Source organism: Veronia pacifica, from assembly GCF_001707825.1.
In the GTDB taxonomy this organism is placed as follows: Bacteria; Pseudomonadota; Gammaproteobacteria; order Enterobacterales; family Vibrionaceae; genus Veronia; species Veronia pacifica.
This window is the reverse complement of sequence record NZ_LYBM01000015.1, coordinates 76,099-100,202: the sequence shown is the minus strand read 5'-3', so window position 1 is coordinate 100,202 and position 24,104 is coordinate 76,099. Positions and strand designations below refer to the sequence as shown.

General features: G+C 46.1%; 14 protein-coding genes, 1 tRNA gene and 1 pseudogene. 12 read left to right on the top strand and 4 right to left on the bottom strand.

The genetic code is table 11. The features are described 5' to 3' along the window. The first annotated feature begins 204 nt into the window (after positions 1–204). Positions 205–280, top strand: a tRNA-Asn gene (locus A8L45_RS10075). 179 nt (positions 281–459) lie between these two features. Here the strand turns inward: A8L45_RS10075 and A8L45_RS10070 are convergent. Beyond that, positions 460–1,797 (bottom strand): CoA-disulfide reductase, encoded by a 1,338-nt coding sequence (locus A8L45_RS10070; protein WP_068901827.1) that lies wholly within the window; start codon positions 1,795–1,797, stop codon positions 460–462. 76 nt (positions 1,798–1,873) lie between these two features. Next, positions 1,874–3,274, bottom strand: a complete 1,401-nt coding sequence (locus A8L45_RS10065; RefSeq protein WP_068901825.1) for an L-cystine transporter — start codon at positions 3,272–3,274, stop codon at positions 1,874–1,876. Between the two features lie 974 nt (positions 3,275–4,248). Here A8L45_RS10065 and A8L45_RS10060 point away from each other — a divergent pair. The 7 genes and pseudogenes from A8L45_RS10060 (at position 4,249) to A8L45_RS10030 (ending at position 16,147) form a co-directional block, all read left to right on the top strand. Beyond that, positions 4,249–5,898: a (2,3-dihydroxybenzoyl)adenylate synthase gene (locus tag A8L45_RS10060; RefSeq protein WP_068901823.1), complete on the top strand. Its 1,650-nt coding sequence runs from the start codon at positions 4,249–4,251 to the stop codon at positions 5,896–5,898. An 11-nt stretch (positions 5,899–5,909) separates the two neighbouring features. Further along, positions 5,910–6,812: an isochorismatase gene (locus tag A8L45_RS10055; RefSeq protein WP_068901820.1), complete on the top strand. Its 903-nt coding sequence runs from the start codon at positions 5,910–5,912 to the stop codon at positions 6,810–6,812. Beyond that, the gene (locus A8L45_RS10050) at positions 6,809–11,212 is read left to right on the top strand and encodes a non-ribosomal peptide synthetase (RefSeq protein ID WP_068901818.1); all 4,404 of its coding nucleotides are present in this window, start codon (positions 6,809–6,811) and stop codon (positions 11,210–11,212) included. The genes A8L45_RS10055 and A8L45_RS10050 overlap by 4 nt, the downstream gene beginning before the upstream one ends. After that, positions 11,209–12,029 (top strand): annotated as a pseudogene (locus A8L45_RS25275) (siderophore-interacting protein). The gene A8L45_RS10050 and the pseudogene A8L45_RS25275 overlap by 4 nt, the downstream one beginning before the upstream one ends. A 72-nt stretch (positions 12,030–12,101) precedes the next feature. Then, positions 12,102–13,361 carry an aminotransferase class III-fold pyridoxal phosphate-dependent enzyme gene (locus A8L45_RS10040; protein ID WP_068901816.1) on the top strand — a complete coding sequence of 420 codons (1,260 nt, stop codon included), beginning with the start codon at positions 12,102–12,104 and terminating at the stop codon, positions 13,359–13,361. A 12-nt stretch (positions 13,362–13,373) separates the two neighbouring features. Further along, complete coding sequence (locus tag A8L45_RS10035) at positions 13,374–14,933, top strand: amidohydrolase family protein (protein ID WP_068901813.1); 1,560 nt, start codon at positions 13,374–13,376, stop codon at positions 14,931–14,933. Continuing rightward, positions 14,930–16,147: an MFS transporter gene (locus A8L45_RS10030; protein ID WP_068901812.1), complete on the top strand. Its 1,218-nt coding sequence runs from the start codon at positions 14,930–14,932 to the stop codon at positions 16,145–16,147. Before A8L45_RS10035 ends, A8L45_RS10030 begins: the two co-directional genes overlap by 4 nt. A 155-nt stretch (positions 16,148–16,302) precedes the next feature. Here the strand turns inward: A8L45_RS10030 and A8L45_RS10025 are convergent, their stop codons facing one another. Next, complete coding sequence (locus A8L45_RS10025; RefSeq protein ID WP_068901809.1) at positions 16,303–18,249, bottom strand: PilZ domain-containing protein; 1,947 nt, start codon at positions 18,247–18,249, stop codon at positions 16,303–16,305. Between the two features lie 214 nt (positions 18,250–18,463). On the opposite strand from A8L45_RS10025, the gene A8L45_RS10020 reads away from it, so the two are divergent. Beyond that, positions 18,464–18,991 (top strand): hypothetical protein, encoded by a 528-nt coding sequence (locus A8L45_RS10020; RefSeq protein ID WP_068901807.1) that lies wholly within the window; start codon positions 18,464–18,466, stop codon positions 18,989–18,991. A gap of 362 nt (positions 18,992–19,353) precedes the next feature. Beyond that, on the top strand, positions 19,354–20,424 hold the full coding sequence (locus A8L45_RS10015; protein WP_068901805.1) for a 3-deoxy-7-phosphoheptulonate synthase: 1,071 nt from the start codon (positions 19,354–19,356) through the stop codon (positions 20,422–20,424). An 87-nt stretch (positions 20,425–20,511) separates the two neighbouring features. Here A8L45_RS10015 and A8L45_RS10010 read toward each other — a convergent pair whose 3' ends face one another. Continuing rightward, positions 20,512–21,297 carry a 2,3-dihydro-2,3-dihydroxybenzoate dehydrogenase gene (locus A8L45_RS10010; RefSeq protein ID WP_068901803.1) on the bottom strand — a complete coding sequence of 262 codons (786 nt, stop codon included), beginning with the start codon at positions 21,295–21,297 and terminating at the stop codon, positions 20,512–20,514. Positions 21,298–21,493: 196 nt separating this feature from the next. On the opposite strand from A8L45_RS10010, the gene A8L45_RS10005 reads away from it, so the two are divergent. Together A8L45_RS10005 and A8L45_RS10000 are read left to right on the top strand one after the other, a co-directional pair. Beyond that, positions 21,494–22,672 (top strand): isochorismate synthase, encoded by a 1,179-nt coding sequence (locus tag A8L45_RS10005; protein ID WP_068901801.1) that lies wholly within the window; start codon positions 21,494–21,496, stop codon positions 22,670–22,672. Positions 22,673–23,536: 864 nt separating this feature from the next. Further along, positions 23,537–23,998, top strand: coding sequence for a hypothetical protein (locus A8L45_RS10000; protein WP_068901798.1), 462 nt, complete (start codon positions 23,537–23,539; stop codon positions 23,996–23,998). Positions 23,999–24,104 lie beyond the last annotated feature (106 nt).

Below are 24,104 nucleotides of genomic sequence, written 5' to 3'. Positions count from 1 at the left end.
AGGTGTTGGAGCCATTGTGTGCTTTGCACACATGTGTCGGTCCCTAGCCGGGCGCGGTCGATTCCGCCTCGAGGCACCATTACAAAAAGGTGCTGAATTCTTTGTATGCTTTCATACATGTGTCAGTGCTTAGCCATGCGCGGTAGATTCCGCTTACAGGCAACCGTATATTGATGTCCAACGTGAATTCGTTGAACAATCAATTCCCCCTTAGTTCAGTTGGTAGAACGGCGGACTGTTAATCCGTATGTCGCTGGTTCAAGTCCAGCAGGGGGAGCCACCTTCAAAGCCCTGGTCGAGAGACCGGGGCTTTTTTGTATTTGCTCTAAAGCAAAGCTTGCTAAGACGGATACAAAAAATGGGCCGCTATGACCCATTTTTTAAGAACGCTCTGTCGTATTGTGAAACCGCTATCGATAGCAGCAACAGATCACGAAGAGAGTGCAGTTCTCTCTATCTTTACTTTGCGACATTACCAGCCACATTCATAATGTCCCAAGTACGGGCGAACGGAGGCGCATAGGCAAAATCCATCATCCCAAGCTGGGGCGTCGTGACGCCCATGGTGATAGCGACAGCCATGGCATCAATGCGATGAACAGCGCCTTTGTATCCCACAATCTGTGCACCGAGAATGCGTTTTGTGTCGGCTTGGTATATCAGCTTCATGTACATATCAGATTGTCCGGCGCAGTAATTGGTATGACATTTGTCTTTGATGGTTTTGGTTTTAACCTCAAAGCCTGCTGCAATCGCCTCTTTCTCCGACAATCCAGTGCGTCCGGCTTCTAATCCAAGTACTCTGACACAACTGGTACCCAGTGAGCCCGGAAATGAATGACCGTCGCTGTCGGTCATCGCGATATTCTCACCAACCATGCGGCCAAGCTTGTTGGCACCCGTCGCGAGAGGAATATAGGCATCCGCCCCAGAAATAGCGTGAGGAATAGACGCACAGTCTCCTGCCGCCCACACATCGATTAGCGAGGTCTTGCCATGATTATCGATACGAATTGCGCCGTTACCTAGCAAATCAATTCCTGTTTCATTCAGAAACTCGGTATTGGGTTTCACACCCGTACAGACAACAACGAGATCAGTGGGATATTCACCCTTGTTGGTGACAATTCCTCGCACGCTCTCTTCGCCAACCAAGGCAGTGACGCTTTCCCCAGTCAGAATTTCCACACCAGCTTGTTGCAACTCATCATAAAAATGTTGACCAATCTCAGAATCAAATGCTTCTGGGATCAGTCGTTCCGCTCTTTCTATCAGACGGACTTTTTTGCCGCGATGAATCATTGCCTCTGCCACTTCAAGGCCTATAAAACCGGAGCCTATAATGGTGACGTGTTGGCAGTCTGGCTGTTCAACGGCCGCTTTCAAATCAATACCGTCTTGCATTCGGCGCAATGAGTGAACCCCTTTCTTATCCAGTCCTGCAATCGGTGGAAGGACTTCTCGTGCGCCAGTGGCAATCATCAGCCTGTCATAGTGAGTAACAAAGGTATGATCGCCAAAACTGATTTCCAGCTTTTTGTTGTCAGCGTCAACCTTGTTGACTCTATGACCAATGTTGACTTCGACACCACGCTCAGCAAACTGTTCTGGCGTAAATTCGGCCATATATTTGGGGTTTTGGAATTCGTCACCGACAAAATAGGGCAGGCCACAGGCGCCAAAAGATATGACCTCTGAGGCTTCATAGACCACAATCTCTGCCTGAGGGTTCACCCGGCTTGCTTTCGCTGCTGCACTCATGCCAGCGGCTTCGCCGCCAATGATGACTATTTTCATACTACTGTCCTGAAACTAAAAATACGGACGGGGAGCCAGTGCTCCCCGTAAAAATCAAAAAAAGCTGGAAAACGTGTTACGCGGTTGCATCTTCGCCATCTACGCTGATGGCTTCATTTTTATTAAAAACTGACATATCGGTTTCACCCAGTAATTTACTGGTTACTGTGCCTGCCATCGCTGAGCCTGATACGTTCAGTGCTGTCCGGCCCATGTCGATCAGTGGTTCAATGGAGATCAGCAGACCAGCCAAAGCGACAGGGAAATCCATTGCGGATAGCACGATTAACGCGGCAAAGGTCGCACCGCCCCCAATACCTGCCACACCAAAAGAGCTGATGGTAATAATGGCGACCAAAGTGGCAATGAAGCCGGGATCCATAGGGTTGATACCGAGCGTCGGAGCAATCATAACTGCCAGCATGGCGGGATAAATACCTGCACAGCCATTCTGCCCGATGGTAGAGCCAAATGATGCTGCGAAGTTAGCGATACCGTTCGATACACCCAGAGCTTTCTCCTGCGTTGCCACATTGAGCGGTATTGATGCTGCGCTGCTTCGTGAGGTAAAAGCAAATGTCAGCAGTGGGATGATTTTTTTCAGGTAGCGGAGTGGGTTGATACCGACCAGTGCGACCAGAGAAAGATGAATAGCAAACATGGTGAAAAGTGCACCATATGACGCCATGACAAAATTCGCTAGATTAATAATATCGCTATAGTTGGAGCCTGAAATGACCTTAGTCATCAGCGCCATCACGCCATAGGGTGTCAGTCGCAGTACCAGTGTCACCATTCGCATGACAATTGTCTTAGCAACATTCATAAAGTGCTCAAAGGAAGCAAAGACTTCTGGGTTTTTACGTGCAACGCCTGTGGCGGATATACCGATGAATACTGAGAATATAACAGTGGCGATGGTTGACGTACTTCTTGAACCTGTCATATCGAGGAACGGATTGGCAGGAATAAACTGAATGATCATATGGGCAAAAGAAAGATGCTCAACACTATTCAGCCGACCTTCCAGCGCCTGACCTCGTGCTGCTTCTGCCACACCTGCGGTGAGTCCCTCAGCCGTCAGGCCGAATATATTTGACCAGACAATGCCCACTAATGCGGCAATACTGGTGGTGAATACGAGAGTGCCTATGGTCATAGCACTGATCTTGCCGACCGATGAACCACCGTTAAGCTTAAGAATCGCGGAAATAATAGATACCATCACTAACGGGATGATGATCATTTGCAGCAGTTTTACATAGCCCTGACCGACAATGTTAAAGTAGTCGATGCTGGTCGCGATGATCTCCGATCCTGCACCATAATAGAGTTGAAGTAGCCCGCCGAAAACAACACCCAAACCGAGTCCAGTAAATACTCGTTTAGTGAACGAAATATATTTTTTTTGCTGCGCATACAGAAAAATAATGAGTGCAGAAAATATAGCCAAATTTATTACGACACTAATGGTCATCATCAATCCTTTTTATCTTTATCGCTAAGGTATTAATAGATATAGATTTTATTTTTCAGGTGAGGTTATAAAAGTCAGCAACTGAAAAAATATTTTTATTTTGTATTTTAATGACTTGGTTGAAATACAACCAAAAAACGCAAGCTATTGATTATTGTCACTAAAATTTTAATATTAAATCGATTACCAATTTTTAAATAAATTGTTAATTAAGTTAAAATAAAGCGGTTTAAACGTTTGATTTTATATTTTTTGTTATAATTTTTTTTCGTTTTAGATTATCTTTTCTTTTAAGGATGAGGATTATTATTCTTTATATTTTATTTTGGTAATGAATTTTAAATATACTTAATTACTTTTAATTATTTATTTGAATAATAATTGTCCATTCTTTTATCTATTTATTAGATACCTATCATTAAGATGTTGGTACTCCATTTCTGGGCACCAAGATTCAAGTAGCCCTTCATGGCCTTTTGCTTCCTTTGTTCACCTTTTGTGCAGTTGATCTGTATCACGCTTTTCCTACTAGATGTGAGTTTCTCCATCAGCTTTAACTCGTCAGCTACTGTAACTTCCTGATCTTATTTGAAGCTTATTAATAGGAATAAAAATATTTTTTGAGATTTTTGTTGTAATGATAATAATTCGCATTACAATTTTCACCGCCCAATTCAGCATACACCGAGTATGAATTGAGCATGAGGTTAGGTTGGGTTTAAAACCAAGGACTTGTCGTAAGTACCTCTAGGATAAGAGAAACACCACTCACTGACAGTGATGGCCATGAGAGTTGCCGAAGGATAAATGTTCTCTTCGTCTGAACGTCTTTGGTCGATACAAAGGGATTTGGGTCGTTGTAAACGCCTTTCCCCGGTGACTATCCGATGAACTTAAGACGCTTCTTCTCCTTCTCTGCCTCGAAATGACAGTCCACTCCTTGTTTGGACAAAATTGATTTAGTTGGGATGACTATGCGAATTAATTATACGCCATGGCCGGAAAAAGATGCCGAAGAGTTCAAATCAAAGGGTTTTTGGATAGATAAAGAGCTGACTGATATTTTGTGTAGACAGAGCGGACAGCGCCCTGAGTCTCCTGCCATCATCTCAGAAGACGTCACTTTAAGTTACCGTCAGTTAGAGAGTTATTCTGATCGTCTGGCAAGTTATTTGAGTCAGCGTGGCCTCGAAGCGGGTGACACCGCTTTGGTACAACTGCCTAATGATTATCCCTTCTATGTGGTGTATTTCGCACTCCTCAAGCTGGGTGTAGTGCCAGTTAACGCGTTGTTTAATCATAACAAAGATGAGCTTTTTCATTACGCAGACCAACTGCGCCCCACACTGATCATTGGTGACTCAACGCAGGCCTTGTTCAGCGATAGCACCTTTACCGACTCGCTACAACAAGACTTGGATCTCTCTTTTACGCTGCTGATTGATGGTGACAGAGAGCGGTCACTGCGAGATACGTGGCTCAGTGATAACGACAACGAAAAATCCTTCCCTGAGCGTCAAGCCACACCGAATGAAGTGGCCTTTTTCCAGTTGTCAGGCGGCAGTACCGGAACACCCAAACTGATCCCAAGAACACACAACGATTACTACTACAGCATCCGCCAAAGTGTTGAGGTCTGCCAATGGGATAGCGACACCCGCTATCTGTGTGCGTTGCCCGCTGCACACAATTTCTCGCTCAGTTCACCCGGTGGATTGGGGGTACTTTACGCTGGCGGCACTCTGATATTGGCGAAAGACCCATCGCCATCAACCTGTTTTCCTCTAATTGAGCAACATCATGTCAACTGGACCGCATTGGTTCCTCCAGCGGCTATCTTGTGGCTGAATGCGGCAGATAACAAAGCGGCATTAGCCAGCCTGCGTTATCTGCAGGTTGGAGGCGCAAAACTGAGTGCCAACCTTGCCCGCCGCGTCGAAGTGGAGCTAAACGTGACCTTGCAGCAAGTGTTTGGTATGGCTGAGGGACTGGTGAATTATACCCGTCTCAATGATGACGCCTGGACTCGCCATAACACCCAGGGCCGGCCTATGAGTGAAGCCGATAAAGTCATCGTGGTTGACGAGAACAATCAACCCGTATCTATCGGAGAAGAGGGGTTGCTGACTACCTCGGGTCCTTACACCTTCAGAGGATATTTCAACGCTGACGCACACAATTCCCACGCATTTACTGAAGAAGGGTTCTACTGCAGTGGTGACCGGGTTATCCAAACCGAAACCGGGCACTTAATTGTTGTTGGCCGCGACAAAGATCAGATCAACAAAGGTGGCGAAAAAATTGCGGCGGAAGAAATAGAAAATCATTTGTTGTCGCACCCTGACGTGTTCGATGCCGCCGTGGTTTCTATGCCCGACGACCTCTTGGGAGAGCGAATTTGCGCATTCGTTATTGCACAGCCCAACGGCACAACACTCAAGCCCGTCACTCTTAATAAGTTCATGCGTGGTAAGCATCTGGCCGATTATAAATATCCGGATCGATATGAACTTGTCGACACTTTCCCGAAAACAAAGGTGGGTAAAGTAGATAAGAAATCACTTCGTTCGCAGGTCGAAGAAAAGCTTGCATCGCACAAATCATCCAGCCGCACCTCAGTTTAGGGAAAGAAATCATGGCGATACCAAAAATAGCTGCATATAACCTGCCGATGGCAGACGTGTTTCCAGACAACCGGACTGATTGGCAGCCAGATCCTGCCAAAGCTGTTCTGCTTATCCACGATATGCAGGACTATTTTGTTAATTTCTTTGACGTTAGTGCGTCTCCGATCCCTGAATTGGTGGCCAATATCCAGCGATTGAAATCGGCCTGTAAGGCTGCGGGTATTCCAGTGGTTTACACCGCTCAGCCCGCTAATCAGGATCCTAAAGAGCGGGCCTTACTGACAGATTTCTGGGGGCCTGGTCTGAAAGACAGCACCCCAATCATCACAGCGCTCACCCCAGAACAAGACGATATTGAATATGTTAAGTGGCGCTACAGTGCATTTAAGAAAACCCCGTTGCTCGACCAAATGCGTGAAACCGGTCGTGATCAGTTAATTATTTGTGGTATCTACGGCCATATCGGCATTTTGTCCACCACCTTGGATGCCTTCATGCTGGATATCAAACCCTTTGTGGTTGGTGACGCAATTGCAGATTTTTCTCTTCAGGATCATCAGCATACCCTCGACTATGTGGCGGGCCGGGCTGGAAATGTCAAAACCGTGGAACAGATAGAGCAAGCTGTCTCCAAAACAAAGTCAGCACTTAGTCTCGCCGTCTTACAGCAGGATGTCGCTGAAGCCCTGATGCTGGATATTGAGGATGTGGATGTTGAAGAAAACCTGACCTACATAGGTCTGGACTCCATCCGAGCCATGGTACTGCTTGATAAATGGCGCGCTCTCGGCGCAATGGTGAATTTTGCTGAATTAGTCAAAACCGTCACTTTGAAAGAGTGGTGGCAGACAATTGAAGCCAGTCTGGCGGCTAACACAGCCAATAGCCGTGAAGAGGATGTGGTGGCATGAATGAACAGGTCAGACTGCCACTGACTCAGGCGCAGTTTGGGATCTGGCTCGGGCAGTCGATCAGTCCCGATAGCACTCGTTACAACGCCGCAGAATACCTGAAGTTTGAGGGTGATCTTGATGTCGCTGCCTTTATGGCAGCGGCAAATACCGTCATGCAGCAAACGACGGCATTGAACATGGCGTTTGAGAAGGTTGGTGAGCAGCCTCATCATCATTTTATCGGCAATGAAACTGCCGCCCAAAACACGATCACGTTTATCGATCTATCTGCTGAAGCTTCGCCATCTGAGACGGCTATTGCCCGCATGAAAGCGGATATCAATATGCCGCTGATGATTGCTGAAGGGCGGAACTATCGTCAGGCTCTGATTAAGACCCGTGAACAGCAATATATCTGGTATCTCTGTATTCATCATATTGCCAGTGATGGATACAGCTTCGCCTTACTGGCTCAACGAGTGATTGATGAATACAACAATCGTCTTGAAAATATTGACGCCTCAGTCGGCGAGCTAAGTGATCTTGCGGAGTATGGCAAGCTTGCTCAGGAAGATACCGCTTACCGTCAGTCTCCTTACTTTGAGAAGGACCGGACGTTCTGGCGCGAGCAACTGGCTGAGGTCGGGCCGGCGAGAAGCCTGATAAACCAATCTGTCACCGTGAGTGAAAACACGATATCTTCGTCCGATGTGCTGTCTGAAACGGAATTGACCCATCTCGCAGAGGTGGCGATGAGGTACCAGACCAGTTGGGGCGATATGCTGTTCAGTTTGGTGGCAGCACAGTTATACCGCTTCACTGGTATGCGTCAGACCGTGATGGGAATGCCATCGGCGGGGCGTATGGGCTCTGTCGCATCCACCATTCCCTGCATGCACATGAATATTGTCCCTGTGTGGGTTGAATTTGAGGGTGTCGAAACATTACAAAGCCTTCACCAGCAACTCAGTCACCGCATTCGCAAGAGCCGTCGACATTTCAGGTATCGCTATGAAGATCTGAAACAGGATCTGGCAAAAAACACGCCTGACAACCGACTGTTTGGCGCCGTAGTCAATATTCTGCCTTTCGAGCGCGCCTATTCAGTTAAAGGTTGTGATATCAGCGCGCATACCCTGAGTGCAGGCCCGGTCGAAGACATTGCTTTTTCCTTTGTAAAGCAGCCAGATGGTGGCCTGAGGCTCTCCATTGAAGCGAATGCTGAATGTTATGAGCAGACAAAGCTTGATGAGATTAAACAGTCACTGTTGACTACCATCAGGGATTTAGAGGCTTGTCTGGAGGCACCACTCGCTGTTGATTACCAACACCTCTCCATATTGTCTGCTGCCGACCTACCGGACGACGCAGCGCATTCAACATCCTTGTTGGCCCGTATTTATCACCAGTCAGAGGTAAACCCTCATAGCCCGGCACTCTCGGTGGCGGGCGGGAAGCCCCTGTCATACTGTCAGTTGGTCGCCAAGGTTAACCGATTGACATTGGCGCTCGGTGAACTGAACCTGACGCCCGGACAAATCATTACGCTTGCGATGCCGAAAGGTCAGGACGCCATCATTAGCATGTTGGCGGTTTTGGTGTCTGGGCAGCGTTTTGTCTGCGTTGATCCCGAAGCGCCGCTGAGCCGCAATCGTCTTATCCTTGATGATGCTGACCCCGCTTTGGTGCTGTATGCCAGCTCAGTCTGCGATGAACTCAAGACTGCCTTCACTGATATACCTCATCAGGATATTGCATTACTTCTTGGCGATGAAGCTGATGCTGAGGATGCCAGAGACTGGCGTGATCTCGACAGACAAGATGACCAGCAGGCCTATCTGATTTATACCTCGGGTTCTTCTGGTACGCCAAAAGGCGTGATGATCTCAATGCAGGCATTGAATGACTTCTGTCTGGCGGCGGCACACGATTACGGTATTCAACGCGACGATACCCTGTTGCAGTTTGCTCCCCTGCATTTCGATGCCTGTATTGAAGAAATTTTCGTTGGCCTTTCGACCGGGGCACACGTGGTGGTGCGCAACGATGCCATGCTGGAGAGTATGTCAGCTTTCCTGACGTCGTGTCAGGCATGGCAAATCAGTGTGCTGGACCTACCGACTGCCTTCTGGCATGAGCTGACGCTGGCTATTGACGAGCAAGATCTGGTACTGCCTGCGTCGATTCGAACAGTGATCATTGGTGGGGAAGCAGTCAAAGCACCTTATGTTGAGCGTTGGCGTCAGTCAGTGCCAAATGGGGTCCGCCTACTTAATACCTATGGACCGAGTGAGGCGACGGTGGTGGCAACTTTCGCCGACCTGTCAGTTTCTGCCTCACCGACCAGTATTGGCACGCCGCTCTCTGGTCGTCATATTGCGGTTGTTGACGAAACACTGACACCGGTTCCTACCGGTGAAAGCGGTGAGCTGGTTCTGCTGGGGGCTGGGCTGGGTGACGGTTATCTCGGGTTAACAGATAAGACAGCAGATAGCTTTGTTTCGCTGAGTTTACCCGGCCATTCACTTGACGATGAACGTGGTTATCGCACTGGCGATCGTGTTTGTCTGATGCCTTGTGGCAATATTGAATTTCTTGGCAGAATTGATCAGCAAATCAAGATCAGTGGCTATCGTATTGAACCGGGTGAGATTGAGCATGCCTTGCTGTCATTGCCGGATGTCGCGGATGCTGCGATCACTGTCAGTATCTCTCCCGACAGCCAACAAGCTGTAATTGCAGCACACTTAGTCTCAGATCCTCTGCCTGATCTGACAGCGCTCAGACAATTACTGGCTGAACAACTCCCTGCACCTATGTTGCCGTCAGCACTGAGAGGTTACGAGACACTACCCGTCAACGCCTCAGGTAAAGTGGACAAAAAAGCCCTGCTGGAAAGTCTTGAGTTGGACAAACCGACAGAACAAGAGGACCAGCAGTTCTCACCATTTGAGATCAAAGTTGCCGGTATATGGCGTGATGTGCTTGGCATTGATCATATCGGCCGCTTTGACGATTTCTTCCTGATTGGCGGTCAATCGCTGCAAAGTATACAGGTAGCATCGCGTCTCTCCTCTTTATTGGCGAGAACCGTGCCCGTCTCGGTGATTTTCGATCATCCAAGATTTCAGGACCTGTGTGCTGCGCTGATTTCCAATCAAACAGCAGCCAGTGTGGATATGTCGGCGACACTGACTGAAGATGTAAAGGCCGCAGCCCAGCGCCTACCTGCACAAATCCAGCCTTGTATTTCCCACGACGCGAACACCGTGATGTTGACCGGTGCCACCGGGTTTGTCGGCAGCCAACTACTGAACCAGCTTCTTCTGCAAACATCAGCGACCATTATCTGTCCGGTTCGTGCTGCAAACTCAGAGGGAGGACTGTCGCGGGTGAGACAGGCGCTTCAGGCGCAAGGGCTGGATATGTCACAGCTTCATCGGGTTGAGGTGTTGGCGACCGATCTTGCCAGTCCTTATCTCGGCCTTGATGAGTCGGCATACCAGCAGTTGGCACAGCGGCTGGATGGCATTATTCACAATGCCGCCGTGACCAGCGTGATGCGTGACTACCAGAGTCTGAAATCTGCCAATGTCGATGCCACTGAAGCCATGCTGCAACTGGCGTCGATCAGAGGCATTCCATTTAGTCATGTGTCTACCATTGCGGTTGCTCCCTCGGATCAGGGCAGTGTGCCGGAAGACTTTGTTGCATGTCATCAGGGCTTGAAAGATGGCTATCAACAGTCGAAGTGGGTTGCTGAAGCCTTGGTGGAAGAGGCGAGTGCTCGGGGTTTACCCGTCAATGTTTACCGCCTGGCTAGGGTTACGGGTGACAGGCATCAGGGCTATATCAATGCCAATGATCTGGTCTGGAGCATTATCCGGGCGGGACTGAACAACAAGGTCTTGCCTGATATTCAGGTTCATGAGCCATGGACACCCGTCGATATCATCAGTGAGTTTATGGTCCGCCATTCTCTCTGCCAACCGGGGGAGGGAGTGTTTAACCTCACACCTGAACGTAGCGTTGGTATTCAGCAGGTATTCAATTGGTTGTCAGCTCTATCCTTTGATTTCCGTTCAGTGTCTATCGGCGAATGGTGTCAAATTTTGGATACCGAAGGCAGCGATCAGGACAAGACTATTCTCAGTTTCTTCACGCGCGGAGAACAGGAGCAAAATCAGGCTCCAGTCTCTCTGGCACCTTTTTGTTCAGGTAAATACCGCCAATTCAGTCAAAAGCACAACCTGATAATGCCGTCTATTGACCGGCAAATATTCAGCTTATATCTGCAATATGGGGTAGAGCATGATCTCATCCCCTCACCGAAAAACCCGTTGAAACCTCAAATCAGTGCCTTTGTTAATGCAGGGCAAATAATAGATTCAGCGGAAACACATGGAGACAAGCAATGAGTGATAACAGAGCGCCGCAGCGCGTACCACCCCGACTGCTGGAGTGCGTGCGAACCGCCCAAATTTCAAAAAACCTGATTCGGGTGACGGTTACCGGAGAAAGCCTGAAAGGTTTTCCGACCGATAAAAAAGGTGCCCACATTAAGCTGTTTTTTGCCAATCGAAAAACAGAGACGCTGACGCTGCCACGCTCGACGGTGACCGCATTATCTGGCCTGTCGATAAACCCGTGACCCGGGCCTATACCGTGCGTGACTACCGGGAAGAGGTGAACGAGCTGGATATCGACTTTGTGACTCATGGTGACAGCAGTCCTGCCTCAGGCTGGGCAGTGAATGCCAAACCGGGATCAAAAATTGGCGTAGCGGGACCGGGGGGACCGGATCCTCTGTTAGCGCCTGCCGACTGGCACATAATGACAGGTGATCTCACCGCCGTGCCTGCGATCAGCGCGATCCTTGAAACCTTGCCTACAGACGCTAAAGGTCATGCTCTGATCGAAGTGGATTCTCTTGAGGATCAGCATGACATTACCCATCCCGAAGGGTTTACCGTTAAGTGGCTACAGCGCGATAAAAGCCGACGAACTCCTCAGCTTGCAGAGCAAATCGGTTTGCTTGCGCCACCCGAGGGAACGACGTCAATTTCTGCTTTTATTGCAGGTGAAAACAGCAGTGTCGTGGCCTGTCGTGACAAGCTGATTGCAGACTATCAACTGACGAAAAAACAGCTCTACGCCATTCCTTACTGGCGTCGTGGACAGGATGAGGAAACTTACCACGAAGAGCGCCATACCATTATGGACAAAGTGTACTAACCCCCAATATCAAAAATTTATCAACAGGGCACAAGACGATGTGCCCTGACACAATATGTTTTAGGGAAGACTATGACTACGCATACCAGCCAGACGCTAAACCTGACCGAATCCTTGTCATTGCATCAGGAAGGTGAAAAATACATTGCCGGCTTTACTCAGTCGATGATGAAAAAGCCTGAGCAGTTCGCCAAAGGCCACTTTCCTGTTTACCTTGCGAAAGGACAGGGTTCCAAAGTGACAGATGTCGATGGTAACGAATACATTGATTTTATCTGTGGACTGGCCGCTAACACCCTCGGCCACAATCATCCTGCGGTTGTGAATGCGATTACAGAAAACCTGACTAACGGCCTAATCCACTCGCTCCCCGCACCTGTAGAAATTAAGACGGCGAAAAACCTGATCAGTATTATTCCGGGCGCGGAAAAAGTCCGCTTCTTCAAAACGGGAGCCGATGCCAACTCAGCGGCTATCCGTCTGACGCGTCACCTGACCGGGCGTGAGGAAATCGTCACCATCGGCTACAACGGCTGGCATGATCAATACCAGTTTGATACCCCGGGAGTGCCCGAGGGCATTCAGAAATATACCCATCGTATGCCTCTATTCACCCCGATGGATGAGCCAAAAATCCTTGAGCTGCTTGAATCTCGCGGCGATAAGATTGCAGCAGTGCTGATGTCTGTGCCATATAACCGCACCCTGACCGCTGATTTTGTTAAAACCGTGCGCCAGCACTGTTCAGACAAAGGCATTTATCTGGTGTTTGACGAAGTGGTTACCGGATTCCGTCTGGCACTGGGTGGCGCGCAAGAATTCTTTGGCGTACAGGCAGATCTCGTCACCTTGTCAAAGGGAATTGCAGCAGGTATGCCATTGTCAGCGGTTGCGGGTCCAAGCGATACTTTATCGCGGATGGACGAGCTTCAGGTTTCCACTACTTTTGGTGGCGAAATGCTGTCGCTGGAAGTCTGTAATGCCGTGATTGATGAATACAAGCGCACCGATTATATCGAGCGCATCGCCAAACTGGGCCGGATCCTGAAAGAGGAAGTAAATGCGATCTCAGCATCGCTAGGCACGCCTTTGAATGTGGTGGGCTACGATCCGATTCCTATGTTCCTGTTTGCCAAAAATCCTGTTGAGCATGTGAAATATGCCGAACCTTTCCTCGCTGAAATGGCTAAACGCGGGGTGCTGATGCGTCGTGAAGTCAACTTTATCAGTGGCGCGCATACCGAAGAAGATATCAACGTTGCGATTCAGGCGGTCAAAGCATCGCTGGAAGCCATGAAGGCCAATGGCCTGTTTGAAAATGCCGCGAAATAAAGGGGAGAGACGATGAGTTGCACTTGTCTACGCCCCTCGTGGCTGGAAGGCTTGATGTTGTCCCTCTCTGAAAATCACGGTGCTTCGGCACCGTCTTTTGCTGCGGGAAATCAAAAAGATTCACTCAGTGGGTTTTCTCCCCAACCGGCTAACAGAAAAGTGGCGAAAACGTCTGGTAAAACACTGATTAAAAATGGTTTTCTCTATGCTGCGGATATCAATAATACCGTCATTGAAAACGCCTGGATATTGGTAGAAGGCGATCGCATACAGGCGATCGGCAACATGGCGGATCCTTTACCTGAGGCTGAACACCATGTTGATGCCAGTGGTAAATTACTCTTGCCCGGATTTGTCAATCCGCACTGGCACGAGAGCTTTGTAGCCCCAAATCACGAAAAGCCAGATGACAGCGATCTTGTACCAACAGCCTATTCGAATGGCGGAAATATTGAAGCCTTGGGTTCGATGTTTGGCTTTATCTCTACCGTTGGACAAAAGCTGACCCTCAACGAGGGGATTGCAATTGCACGCTGGAGCATGTGGACCCAATTGCGATCAGGGACTACAGCGCTGGGCGATGTCGGCTCAGCAAACACAGCAGATGCGATGGCAACAGCGGCGATTGACCTTGGCATGCGCTTACGGGTGAGTCGCTGGGGGTCGGACATTATGATCCCTAACGGCGCGTCAAAATACAAAACCATTGCCAACACTCAGGCTCAGACTGATGACTGGGTTGAACTCCTTGAACGCTGGCACAATCATGAGTCTGGTCTGATTGGCGGTATGCCGTCAGTGATGGGCGCGTTCGGCAGTTCAGACGAGCAACTGATGGCGCTGCGTGAAATTGCCAGCCGCTATGATGCTCCTTATGCCACCCACCTGGCTCCCCTGAAAAATGAGCGTGAAGCCGTCAGAGGTGTTTTTGGTCTCACCCCGGTGCAACGTTTTGACCGTTTTGGGTTGTTAACCGATAAGCTGGTGGCCGTTCACACCGCCTATGCCTCTGAAGAGGAATATGCTCGATTGATCGAGACTGGCGTGAATATCTGCCATGCACCAGCACACTATGGCATGTTGGGCGAAACCACGATGAGTGAAACCGGACAACTGGGCCGCTTCCTGCGCGATGGCGTCTGGGTGTCGTCCTCGACTGACGGTGATATCACCTTCACAGGTGGCATGTGTGAAGCGATGCGCGGTGCACATCTCGGCCATAATGAGGCACAGAACTGCAACACTGCATGTCCTCCAACACTGGCGTTAAAAACCGGTTCATTGTTTGGTGCGAAGGCACTGGGCTGGCTGGACAGAATCGGTTCACTGGAGGCGGGTAAGCAGGCTGATATTGTGATGGTTGATATTGATGATTATCGATATCAACTTGGCAATCATCCACTGAGAACCTATTTGGTGACGGGTTCCAGCCACGATGTCGACAGTGTCATGGTTGCGGGTGACTGGCTTGTTCGCGATAAAAAGAGTACCCGTTTTGATGAGCAGGCACTGTTTGCGGATTATCAGCAGGCGGTCGAGTCAGCCCGTGCCCGAATAGGGAGGCCATCGTGAGTAATCTCTCTCCCATATCGTCAAATGCTCGTAAGTTACATTTGCTGTTAGCCAGCACCATGACAGTGATGGCGGGTGCCACCTTGGCACCTGCGCTGCCCGGAATGCAGGCCGCTTTCGCGGCTTTGCCGCAGTCAGAATTTTGGGTGAAGATGACGATGTCTCTGCCCGGCCTGATGATTGCGCTATGTGCGCCTTTTGCTGGCATGCTGCTTGATAAACCTTACAAGAAAGTCATGTTGATCTCGGCGATGCTCCTTTACGCAGCGACGGGCGTCATTGGCTATCTATCGCCTGATTCGCTGTGGACCATACTCGCGAGTAGGGCGGCTCTCGGTGTGGCGGTGGCCTTTATTATGGTTGGCTGCACCACATTGGCCGGTCACTATTTTCAGGGGCCCAAGCTTGCGGGCTATATGGGTCTACAGGCTGCATTTGGTGGTTTTGGTGGCGTTGTGTTCCTATACTCCGCCGGGCTGTTAGCTGATATTGAGTGGCACTACGTGTTCACTATTTACCTGCTGGCATTGCTGATTGTTCCTGGTGTTTTGCTGTTTATCAACGAACCTGAGAAGACTGGCGCACCGCCAACCAAACAGGGAATCCCAGCGCAATCTGAATTGAATAAAGCGTCACTGGTCACCTGTTATGTGCTGGCAGGGTGCGAGATTCTGGTGCTGTATGGCATCACGCTGAATTTGCCGTTTATGCTGCAATTTCTCGCCCTTGGGTCACCCTCAGAGACTGGCTTTATGTTGTCCTTCTTCCTTTTAGCGATGTCGTTGTGCTCGCTGGGATATGGCAAGTTGAGTGCCCGTTTCAGTATTGCAGCCATTCATTTTACTGGCTGGACAATGATTGGACTTGGACTCGTCGCCGTCAGTCTGTTTGAGACAGAGGCCACCCTATTGGCAAGTCTAACGTTAGTCGGCATTGGCTTGGGTGTGATTCGTCCCAACCTGATTTTTTGGCTGTTCTCGTTTACGCCGTTGCATTTGCGAGGAAAGATGATAGGTGGGATCACTACTTGCTTCTTCCTTGGGCAATTTATCAGTCCGATTCTGATGGAGCCTGTGGTGCAGTTATACGGTGAGTTGTCTGGTTATAAGGCTCTGTTTTTAATCATTGGTATTCTCTCTCTGTTGACCACTGGTGGGTTAGGATTAAGGTATTTCGCCCGCCAAAAGTTCACGGCTAAGGCCTCAACGCCGTAAGCCCTGTATATACATAAAGATAGATTTATAAATTAAGCGGCCCACAACTGTTTACATGCATTGTGGGCCTATTTTTTTGTTTGGAATATAGATAAGTATGTAACTGACAGGCACTTGAGGCTTCTGGGCGGATTCGTTGCGAAGCCATGAGCACCTTACTTATACCTGAGTAATACTTCATCCGTTATATCTGAAATCTCACCCAGACCAACCAAGTTACTCAGTTCCTGCTCAAAGTCCCTAATTTTATTACTGGCTGATACAAGCAGCGCGGTGACCTCGGGCCCTTGAAGGCTATCTAGGATATCTCTGACAGGCATAATCTGATTTCTCAGAGCGATGAATTGGCCCAGTGTTCTGGCATTGTGGATGAATTCTCTTCTTTCTTGATAGCTGGCAAAATCTGAAGGCTGCTTAACAAGGGTTTTTGTCTTTTTTCTTGTTACCTGAAAAATGCCTATGTACAGCTCGATATATTGTGGATATTGGGTGGTTTCTTTTCTGCAGGTTTGTTTAAGCAATGCGATTAACTCTTCATGATATATGGCTTCTAATGTTAGGTTAACTGCCTTTCTCTTATCTATTAATATATGATTGATGAAATCTGTTAGCTGACTAATAAAAAAGGTGTAGACAGATATCCTCCCCTTTTCTTTACTCAAAAAATAAGAGGTTGATTTTTTATTCTCTAGCAGGAAATTAACTAATTCATCACCCTCTACAGAGGTTTCATTTGATTTTATCACTTTTATTTGACGTGATTTTCTCTCAAAAATAGTATATTTATTTAAATTTTCAGTATTTTTGTGCGATAACTGGTTGAAGAGGTAGTCATCTTTAGTAGATGTGTTGGTAATGTCATCTATTGTTACCATATGAGAGATTGAATTAATGTTCTTAACATGTATTTTTTTTGTGTTTTCTTTAATTTCCTTAAGTCTAACTTTAAAAATTCGCCATGTGTCATGTGGTGCGGACAACTGCCATGCTAACAACAAATCATCCTCGATAAGCTCTTTATCAGTCACACAAAAATAGTACTTTCTCTCGACGTCATAGTAGCTGAAACAGTAAATATTAATTTCTTTATGTTTAATTAATAATTCATGCTTTTTTCCGCTAATAATCTGATCAAGGTAGCTAGTGCTATTATCATCTAACCAATAATGCCATATTTGAGAGTTATTATGATTAAGATACACATATTGAATAATATCATTGTTTAGGAATAGTGTAAGTGAGGAGTTATTCTTTGAAATATAAGACTGAAGCGTATTCATCTTCAGGCTATTCATTTTTCCACCGCTTTCCTCTATCAACTTATTTTGTGGATCACTATTTTTTTTATTAATCGAATTGATGACCACTGAATAGTCATCTACTGCAGCAAGGCCAAGCGAAATATAATTTTTTGAGTGACTATATTCACCAATTCTGACCACCCGATAGGCGTAAGCATTATCAATTTTGGATAGTTCATTGATATTTGGTGAAGAAAAGAAGTAAATTTGTAGGATATCATCAAGTTGATAATCGTATTTAGATGATACTTTTATTTTCAGACCTGACTTTGAAATATCAAGTGAAGTTGCATGGAGTATTTTTCCGGACTGATTAACGGCTGTAATCGCTGATACCAACTTATAACGGCTTTCTTTTCTAACAAAACTATTTTGGTATTCAAAAAAACTAGCCCTGAGCCAAGGTTTTTCATTGTTTTTTATTGGATCATCTACTAAGTGGCTTAGCTCGTTGGGTTTTATCAACGACAATATTTCCTCTTTTAGTCCTTGAGTGAATCGGCTTTTGTAAATTGGCTCGCGAGACATGAAGTAATTTAGGCAGGTATCATTCATCCAGAGAGTTTTACCGTCAATGATATATTTACGGCATTCATCTATCACTCTTCCACGGAGATCTATGCCCTTATCGCAGGGTTCACTCAGGCGTTTTATCTCCATTTTTATCGATAATTTTGCTGATGAGGGCAATGTACTTGTCGTCTCTATCAGGTGCTCCTCAAACATATCGGTATTAAAATACGGAAGTAGCTGATTGACCTGTTGAGTATATTGGTGAGTGTTCCGCTTATTATTTTTCAAACGATAGTCACCTGCCGATAAGAGAGTTGATATAAGTGTAGACGTTGTCTCGTTTTTTATTAATTTCGGAGGGGGCAGTCAAACAACGCTCTAGCCGAAGTTACAGTTTCTGACAACACGTATTCCAGATACCGGTAAAAAGGATAAGACGGTGAGCCATGGTAAGGTTAATGCCGTAAGGTAGGTTTCAAATAACTTATATGGAGAGGGATTTATGCGTTCGTTGATTATTCTTTTATTTGCTATTGGCCTGACAGCCTGCACAACACGGTACCCAGCACAGTCAGTGAAAGGCAAAGTGTTTCCTTCCGTGACGGGCCAAACGTTGGAAAAAAATACTGTAAGCATTCCACAAGATTTCAACGATGACGCGACCTTACTATTGGTAGGTTATGTGCAGGATACGCAATTTGATATTGACCGCTGGTTGATTGGTTTGGATATGACAAAAACTCAGGTTGCCACTTATGAAATTCCAACCATTCAAGGCATGTTTCCACGCATGTTCAGTACGTTTATTGACAATGGTATGCGTTCTGGAATCCCCAAACCTTTGTGGAAAGGCGTGATCACCGTTTATCAGGATGGCGACAAAGTACAAGCGTTTACGGGTAACGACATGCCAAGAAACGCACGGGTTCTATTGCTGAATACTGCAGGTGAGATTTTATATTTTTACGATGACGGCTTCTCTGTACAGGCTCTCAATGAGCTGCGTGAAGTACTTGCTAACAACCGCTAACCCAAACGTGGTCATGGGAATGTAATCACCTCAGCCAAGCGTTTTTCCAGTGAAGTATATTATTGCCTCATTGTACAACAGGGATGAAAACGGGGATGGAAAAGCTATCTGTTCCCTGTTTTATCTCCCAAGCGAACAAAGTTGGTCAGTGACAAGACGTAGTGTATCTTTTTGGTTTATTCTGAAAACCCTATTATAACAAGGGATTATTGATGCTTTTCGCAATAATCCTTGACATCGTTTAAAGCAAATTTCAATAATGCGCCCCTGATTATGATAATCATTATCATTCTCTTGTTGGTGTTCAGTGAACTCTGTACGCCAATATTTAGCCCGAAAAGGATGTTCCAGCAGAGGAAAGCATGCATAAGTTAGCCAATTTCATTGACGCTAAAGCGCTGTGTCGTTTGCCCAGTGTTGATGCGCTCAGTGAGAAAATTAGCCTTCAAGAACAACATTTACGCTGGATTTTTCAGCAGAGAAAAGAAATAGCCGATGTACTGGCGGGGAATGATCCTCGTTTGTTAGTGATTGTCGGACCTTGCTCGATTCATGATACTGATGCCGGTCTTGAGTATGCAGAAAAACTGTCGTCCCTGAAAAAGGACTATCAGAATGAATTGTTAGTCGTGATGCGCACTTACTTTGAAAAGCCAAGAACCCGTACAGGTTGGAAGGGCTTGATTGTAGATCCACATCTCAATGATACTCACGATATTGAAGCCGGTCTGATAAAGGCGAGGCGCTTTTTGCGTGATGTAATTGAACTTGGTGTACCAACAGCAACAGAGTTCTTGGATACATCTCTTTATCCCTATTTCAGTGACCTGATATGTTGGGGGGCGATTGGAGCCCGGACTACTGAGTCTCAGATTCATCGCCAAATGGCGTCAGGTTTACCTTGTCCAATTGGATTTAAAAATGGTACAGACGGAAATATTGACATCGCGATTGATGCAATACACGCTGCAAAGTCGCAACATTTGTTGTGTATTCCCGGCACTGGAGAAGCACCAGTCGCTGTGCTGACGAATGGAAATCCGAACGGCCACATTATTCTTCGTGGAGGTAAAGCGCCTAATTATGGTATTGAGCATGTTTTAGCCGCAGCAAATAAGCTGAGAGAGCAGCAACTCAATGATCGGCTCATTATCGATTGCAGCCACGGTAACAGCAGGAAAGTTGCAAAAAATCAGTTATCTGTTTCTGCTGATGTCGCTCGTCAGATAAAAACAGGGGATACCTATATCGCTGGCGTCATGTGCGAAAGCTTCCTCATTGGTGGAAAACAGGCGATGTCAGGCAACGAACTCATTTATGGCAAGTCGGTGACAGATGAATGCTTGAGTTGGCAAGACACTAAATCGTTCTTGGATATTCTGGCTGAAGCAAAAGCGAGTGTGAAAGAGAAAGCGGAACCTGAATTGGTTTGATGCTTGTGGTGATAAGAGGTACCGAGCAATAAGCCAGTACCTCTTGTTGCAGTCTTAACGCAACCGCGAACCGATTTACGCCATTTATTAGTTATCTAGCGTCGCACCACCATCAATTCTCAAGTCATGCATTGTAATATGATTGGCTGCGTCAGAGAGAAGAAAAAGAATGCTCCGGGCGATATCTTCGGGCTCTGCAATTTTTCTTAACGGAACACCAAGTCGAAAGCCTTCATTATTGCCTGCAATGACTTCATTTTCGCCGTAATTTTCTGTCCAAAGTTGTTTTTGCATATCTGTACGTGTTGAACCCGGGCTAATAATATTGCAGCGGATCCCATGCTCAGCCAGTTCGATACCCATATTTTTGACCATACTGTGCAAGGCTGCCTTCGATGCTGAGTAAGCCCCCATATTGGGTCGTGGCGTGTTTGCAGCGTTAGAGCCGACAATGACCATACTCCCCGAACCATGCTTTTTCATTGAGGGAGTGATGGCCTGCATCAATGCTAAATTACCAAAGGTGTTGACCGTGAATGTATCGATGATTTGGTTCATTGGCATGTCAGCAAGCGAACCAATGTGGAGTATTCCGGCACAGCTTACAAGATGGTCAATGTCCCCATATAAATCTATGATCCTTTCCACTTGTTGGGCTACGTCGTCGAATTGGGTGATATCTAGTGTTTGGCAAATCAGGTCATCTGCATAACGATTTTTGAGGCTCGCGGTGTTCGTCTCTAGGAGTTGAGAGTTGACGTCTGTAGCAACCACAGTCGCTCCTGAGAGCAGAAGATGAGACGTTACACTCAGCCCAATTCCTTTGGCCGATCCTGCTACTAACACCCGTTTGCCACGAAATTCTTGATCCATGTTTTAAACTTTTCCTATGAGGTAGATTGCAGGCAACACTATCAAAAAGAGCTTTGTCTCTTTTGTGATTAAAGTCTAATTTCTGTAATGATAATCTAAATAATAACTATTTTCATTGCGACTTTTTGTGATGTGGGTATAGTCAGCTCGTTAATTAAATGACTGACTTATCAATCACTTTTTTGCGAGGAAAGCAATGAAACGTGCAGTGGTGGGCTACTCCAAAATGAATCAGGAACTTGTTGAACAACACTTATCGGAGGCAAGTTTCTTCTTTTCTTCTCCTTCGAGCACCATGATGGGAGTGGGCAAATTAGCAGAATTCAAACAGGCTATTAATTTCAGTTGTCTAGCTAATGAGGCCAGAAAAATGCTGGAAGAGGCTAAAACAGAAAATCAGGATAATCCGGTGCTGTTTGGTGTTGTACCGTTTGATCCTCTTACGCCGACTCGCTTCGTCATTCCTGAAACGCTTTATGTGTCGAGCAGTACAAGAAGCCAGGTGACAACAGAGCATCAAAGTAGTCATGCCACCCTTATTAGCGAAAAATCATCTGACACCTATATGCAAGGTGTTGAGACTGCATTGGAGCTATTCTCAGCGTCGGAGTTATCCAAAGTGGTACTCTCGAGAGCGATTGAAGTGGCCACTGAGGATGAAATTGATAAAGCTCAATTTTTAAAAAATCTACTGTCAGTCAATAGCAAGGGTTATACATTTTCGGCTGATATTGGTGATAATAAGAAATTAATGGGGGCCAGCCCTGAACTATTGGTGGCTAAAAAAGGGACGAGCCTGATATCCAATCCGCTCGCAGGCTCAAGACCTAAATCGTCGTTAGACGAAGAAAATCAGACACTAAGCCTCTCTTTACTCAATACTGCAAAAGATTTGCACGAACATGGGCTGGTGGTAGAAGAAGTCGAAAGAGTCATGAACAGGTATTGTCGTAGCCTCTACACACCGATGGTACCCTCTGTTATTGAAACGAATACCATGCTTCATCTGTCTACACTAGTTGAAGGGCAGGTTGATGATCCGAACATCAGTGTTCTTCAGGTAGCGTCTGAGCTTCATCCAACTCCGGCTGTCTGTGGTTACCCGCGACATAATGCCTACGAGGCAATAAGAGATATTGAAGAGTTTGATCGCGGTTATTTCACGGGAATGGTTGGGTGGTGTGACGCCCGAGGAAATGGTGAATGGGTAGTGACGATCCGATGCGCTGAAGTTGATCAGAAAAGAATGAAAATCTTTGCGGGAGCAGGTATCGTTGATGAGTCCTTACCAAAATCAGAACTAGATGAAACCAGTGCGAAGATGAAAACGATCCTCAAAGCCGCTGGAATATCATTGTGTGACCAGGCAAGTTAAGGCCTAACATTCTAAAAAGAGCTGAATCCTGTCCAAGACCAGCTCTTTTTTCGTCAGCTTCATTCTGTTGACGTTTGTTATCATGATAGATGTCACTGCAATCCCAAAACTATCGGTCTCATATTGAAAAAAAGTGCAAGAGACAATGATGCACTCCCATCAAGAACAGAAAACGATAATTTCTATCAGTTTCAAATATTGTAAATAAATATCAATGTTTTAATAGTATCCCTCCATTTTCTCTTCATCGAGAGAAATAAATAAATCCCAATAATATTAATGTGTTAAAAGGCTTGTTGATATAAAAATACTGTTGTATCAAAATAATAATTTTTACATATGTTTCTATTTTTTATTAGATATATTTCAGATAAAAATAATAAATTGAAAAAAAATTCAAAATTATTTGGAACTCACTCTATTATTAGAATTATCAGATATACGGAGGGAACAGCCAAGAGGCCACTAACAGGGAAGTAGAGAACAAACAATATAATAATGAATAAGAAATCCGAACGCTGTTTATACAGCATCTCAGGAATTTCTGCGCTAAGCAAAGTATATGCTACATATTACATATATAAACTAGTTAAACAATACTTTTATTAGCCGCTCATTATTCCTCTTTTCCTTACATAATTATAAATATGTGAAAAGGTAATTAACATATGACTTTATGTGGAATATATACGTTTTGTTACTCACATGATTAATTTTTTTGTAATTACTTTTTAAATATTCACGAGATGATTTGTGTTGCATATAAACTCGTTTTTTTAATGATATGGGGATACGTGTTTATTTACACGGCGAAAAAAATTTTTATCAATTAATATATTTTTTGAATTTCAAAGGAGAAATACCATGGTAGCAGTCAGTACAGTAGGTGCGAATACTGGAATTCCAATGGCAAGAATACAAGACGCTCCAGCAGGAAATCCTGCGGCCGCAGCCAGTGAAGCTGGCATGCATGGTGGTACAGGTAATGGTATGAAAACTGGCCAAAATAAAGACTTGGGCGGTTTGCTGGGAGGGATTGGCAATCTCTTCACTGGAGGTGGTGAGGGTGGTGGAAACTTCTTAGGAGGTATTTTAGAAACTTTTGGGAATGTTGTACCATTTGTTATTGAAGGCGGATTAAAACTTTTTGGAATCGATCCAGAAAAGACAACAGTAAGTGATGCTATAACTCAAAGTAAAGAGAAGATCGGCGGTATTTTCGAGTTCTTCAAAGGCGTTGCCGACTTTATTGGCGGGCTGATTGGTTTGTTTACAGGAGGTAATAAACAAGACAACCAAAACGGTGGTAACGCTCAACAGGCATAACTTTTTATACAAACATTTTCTTTAGATTCGAAAGGCTGGCATTTGCCAGCCTTTATTTTTATATATTTTTACTTTCTAATTCTGGGGTGCTTTATCAATGCTATAT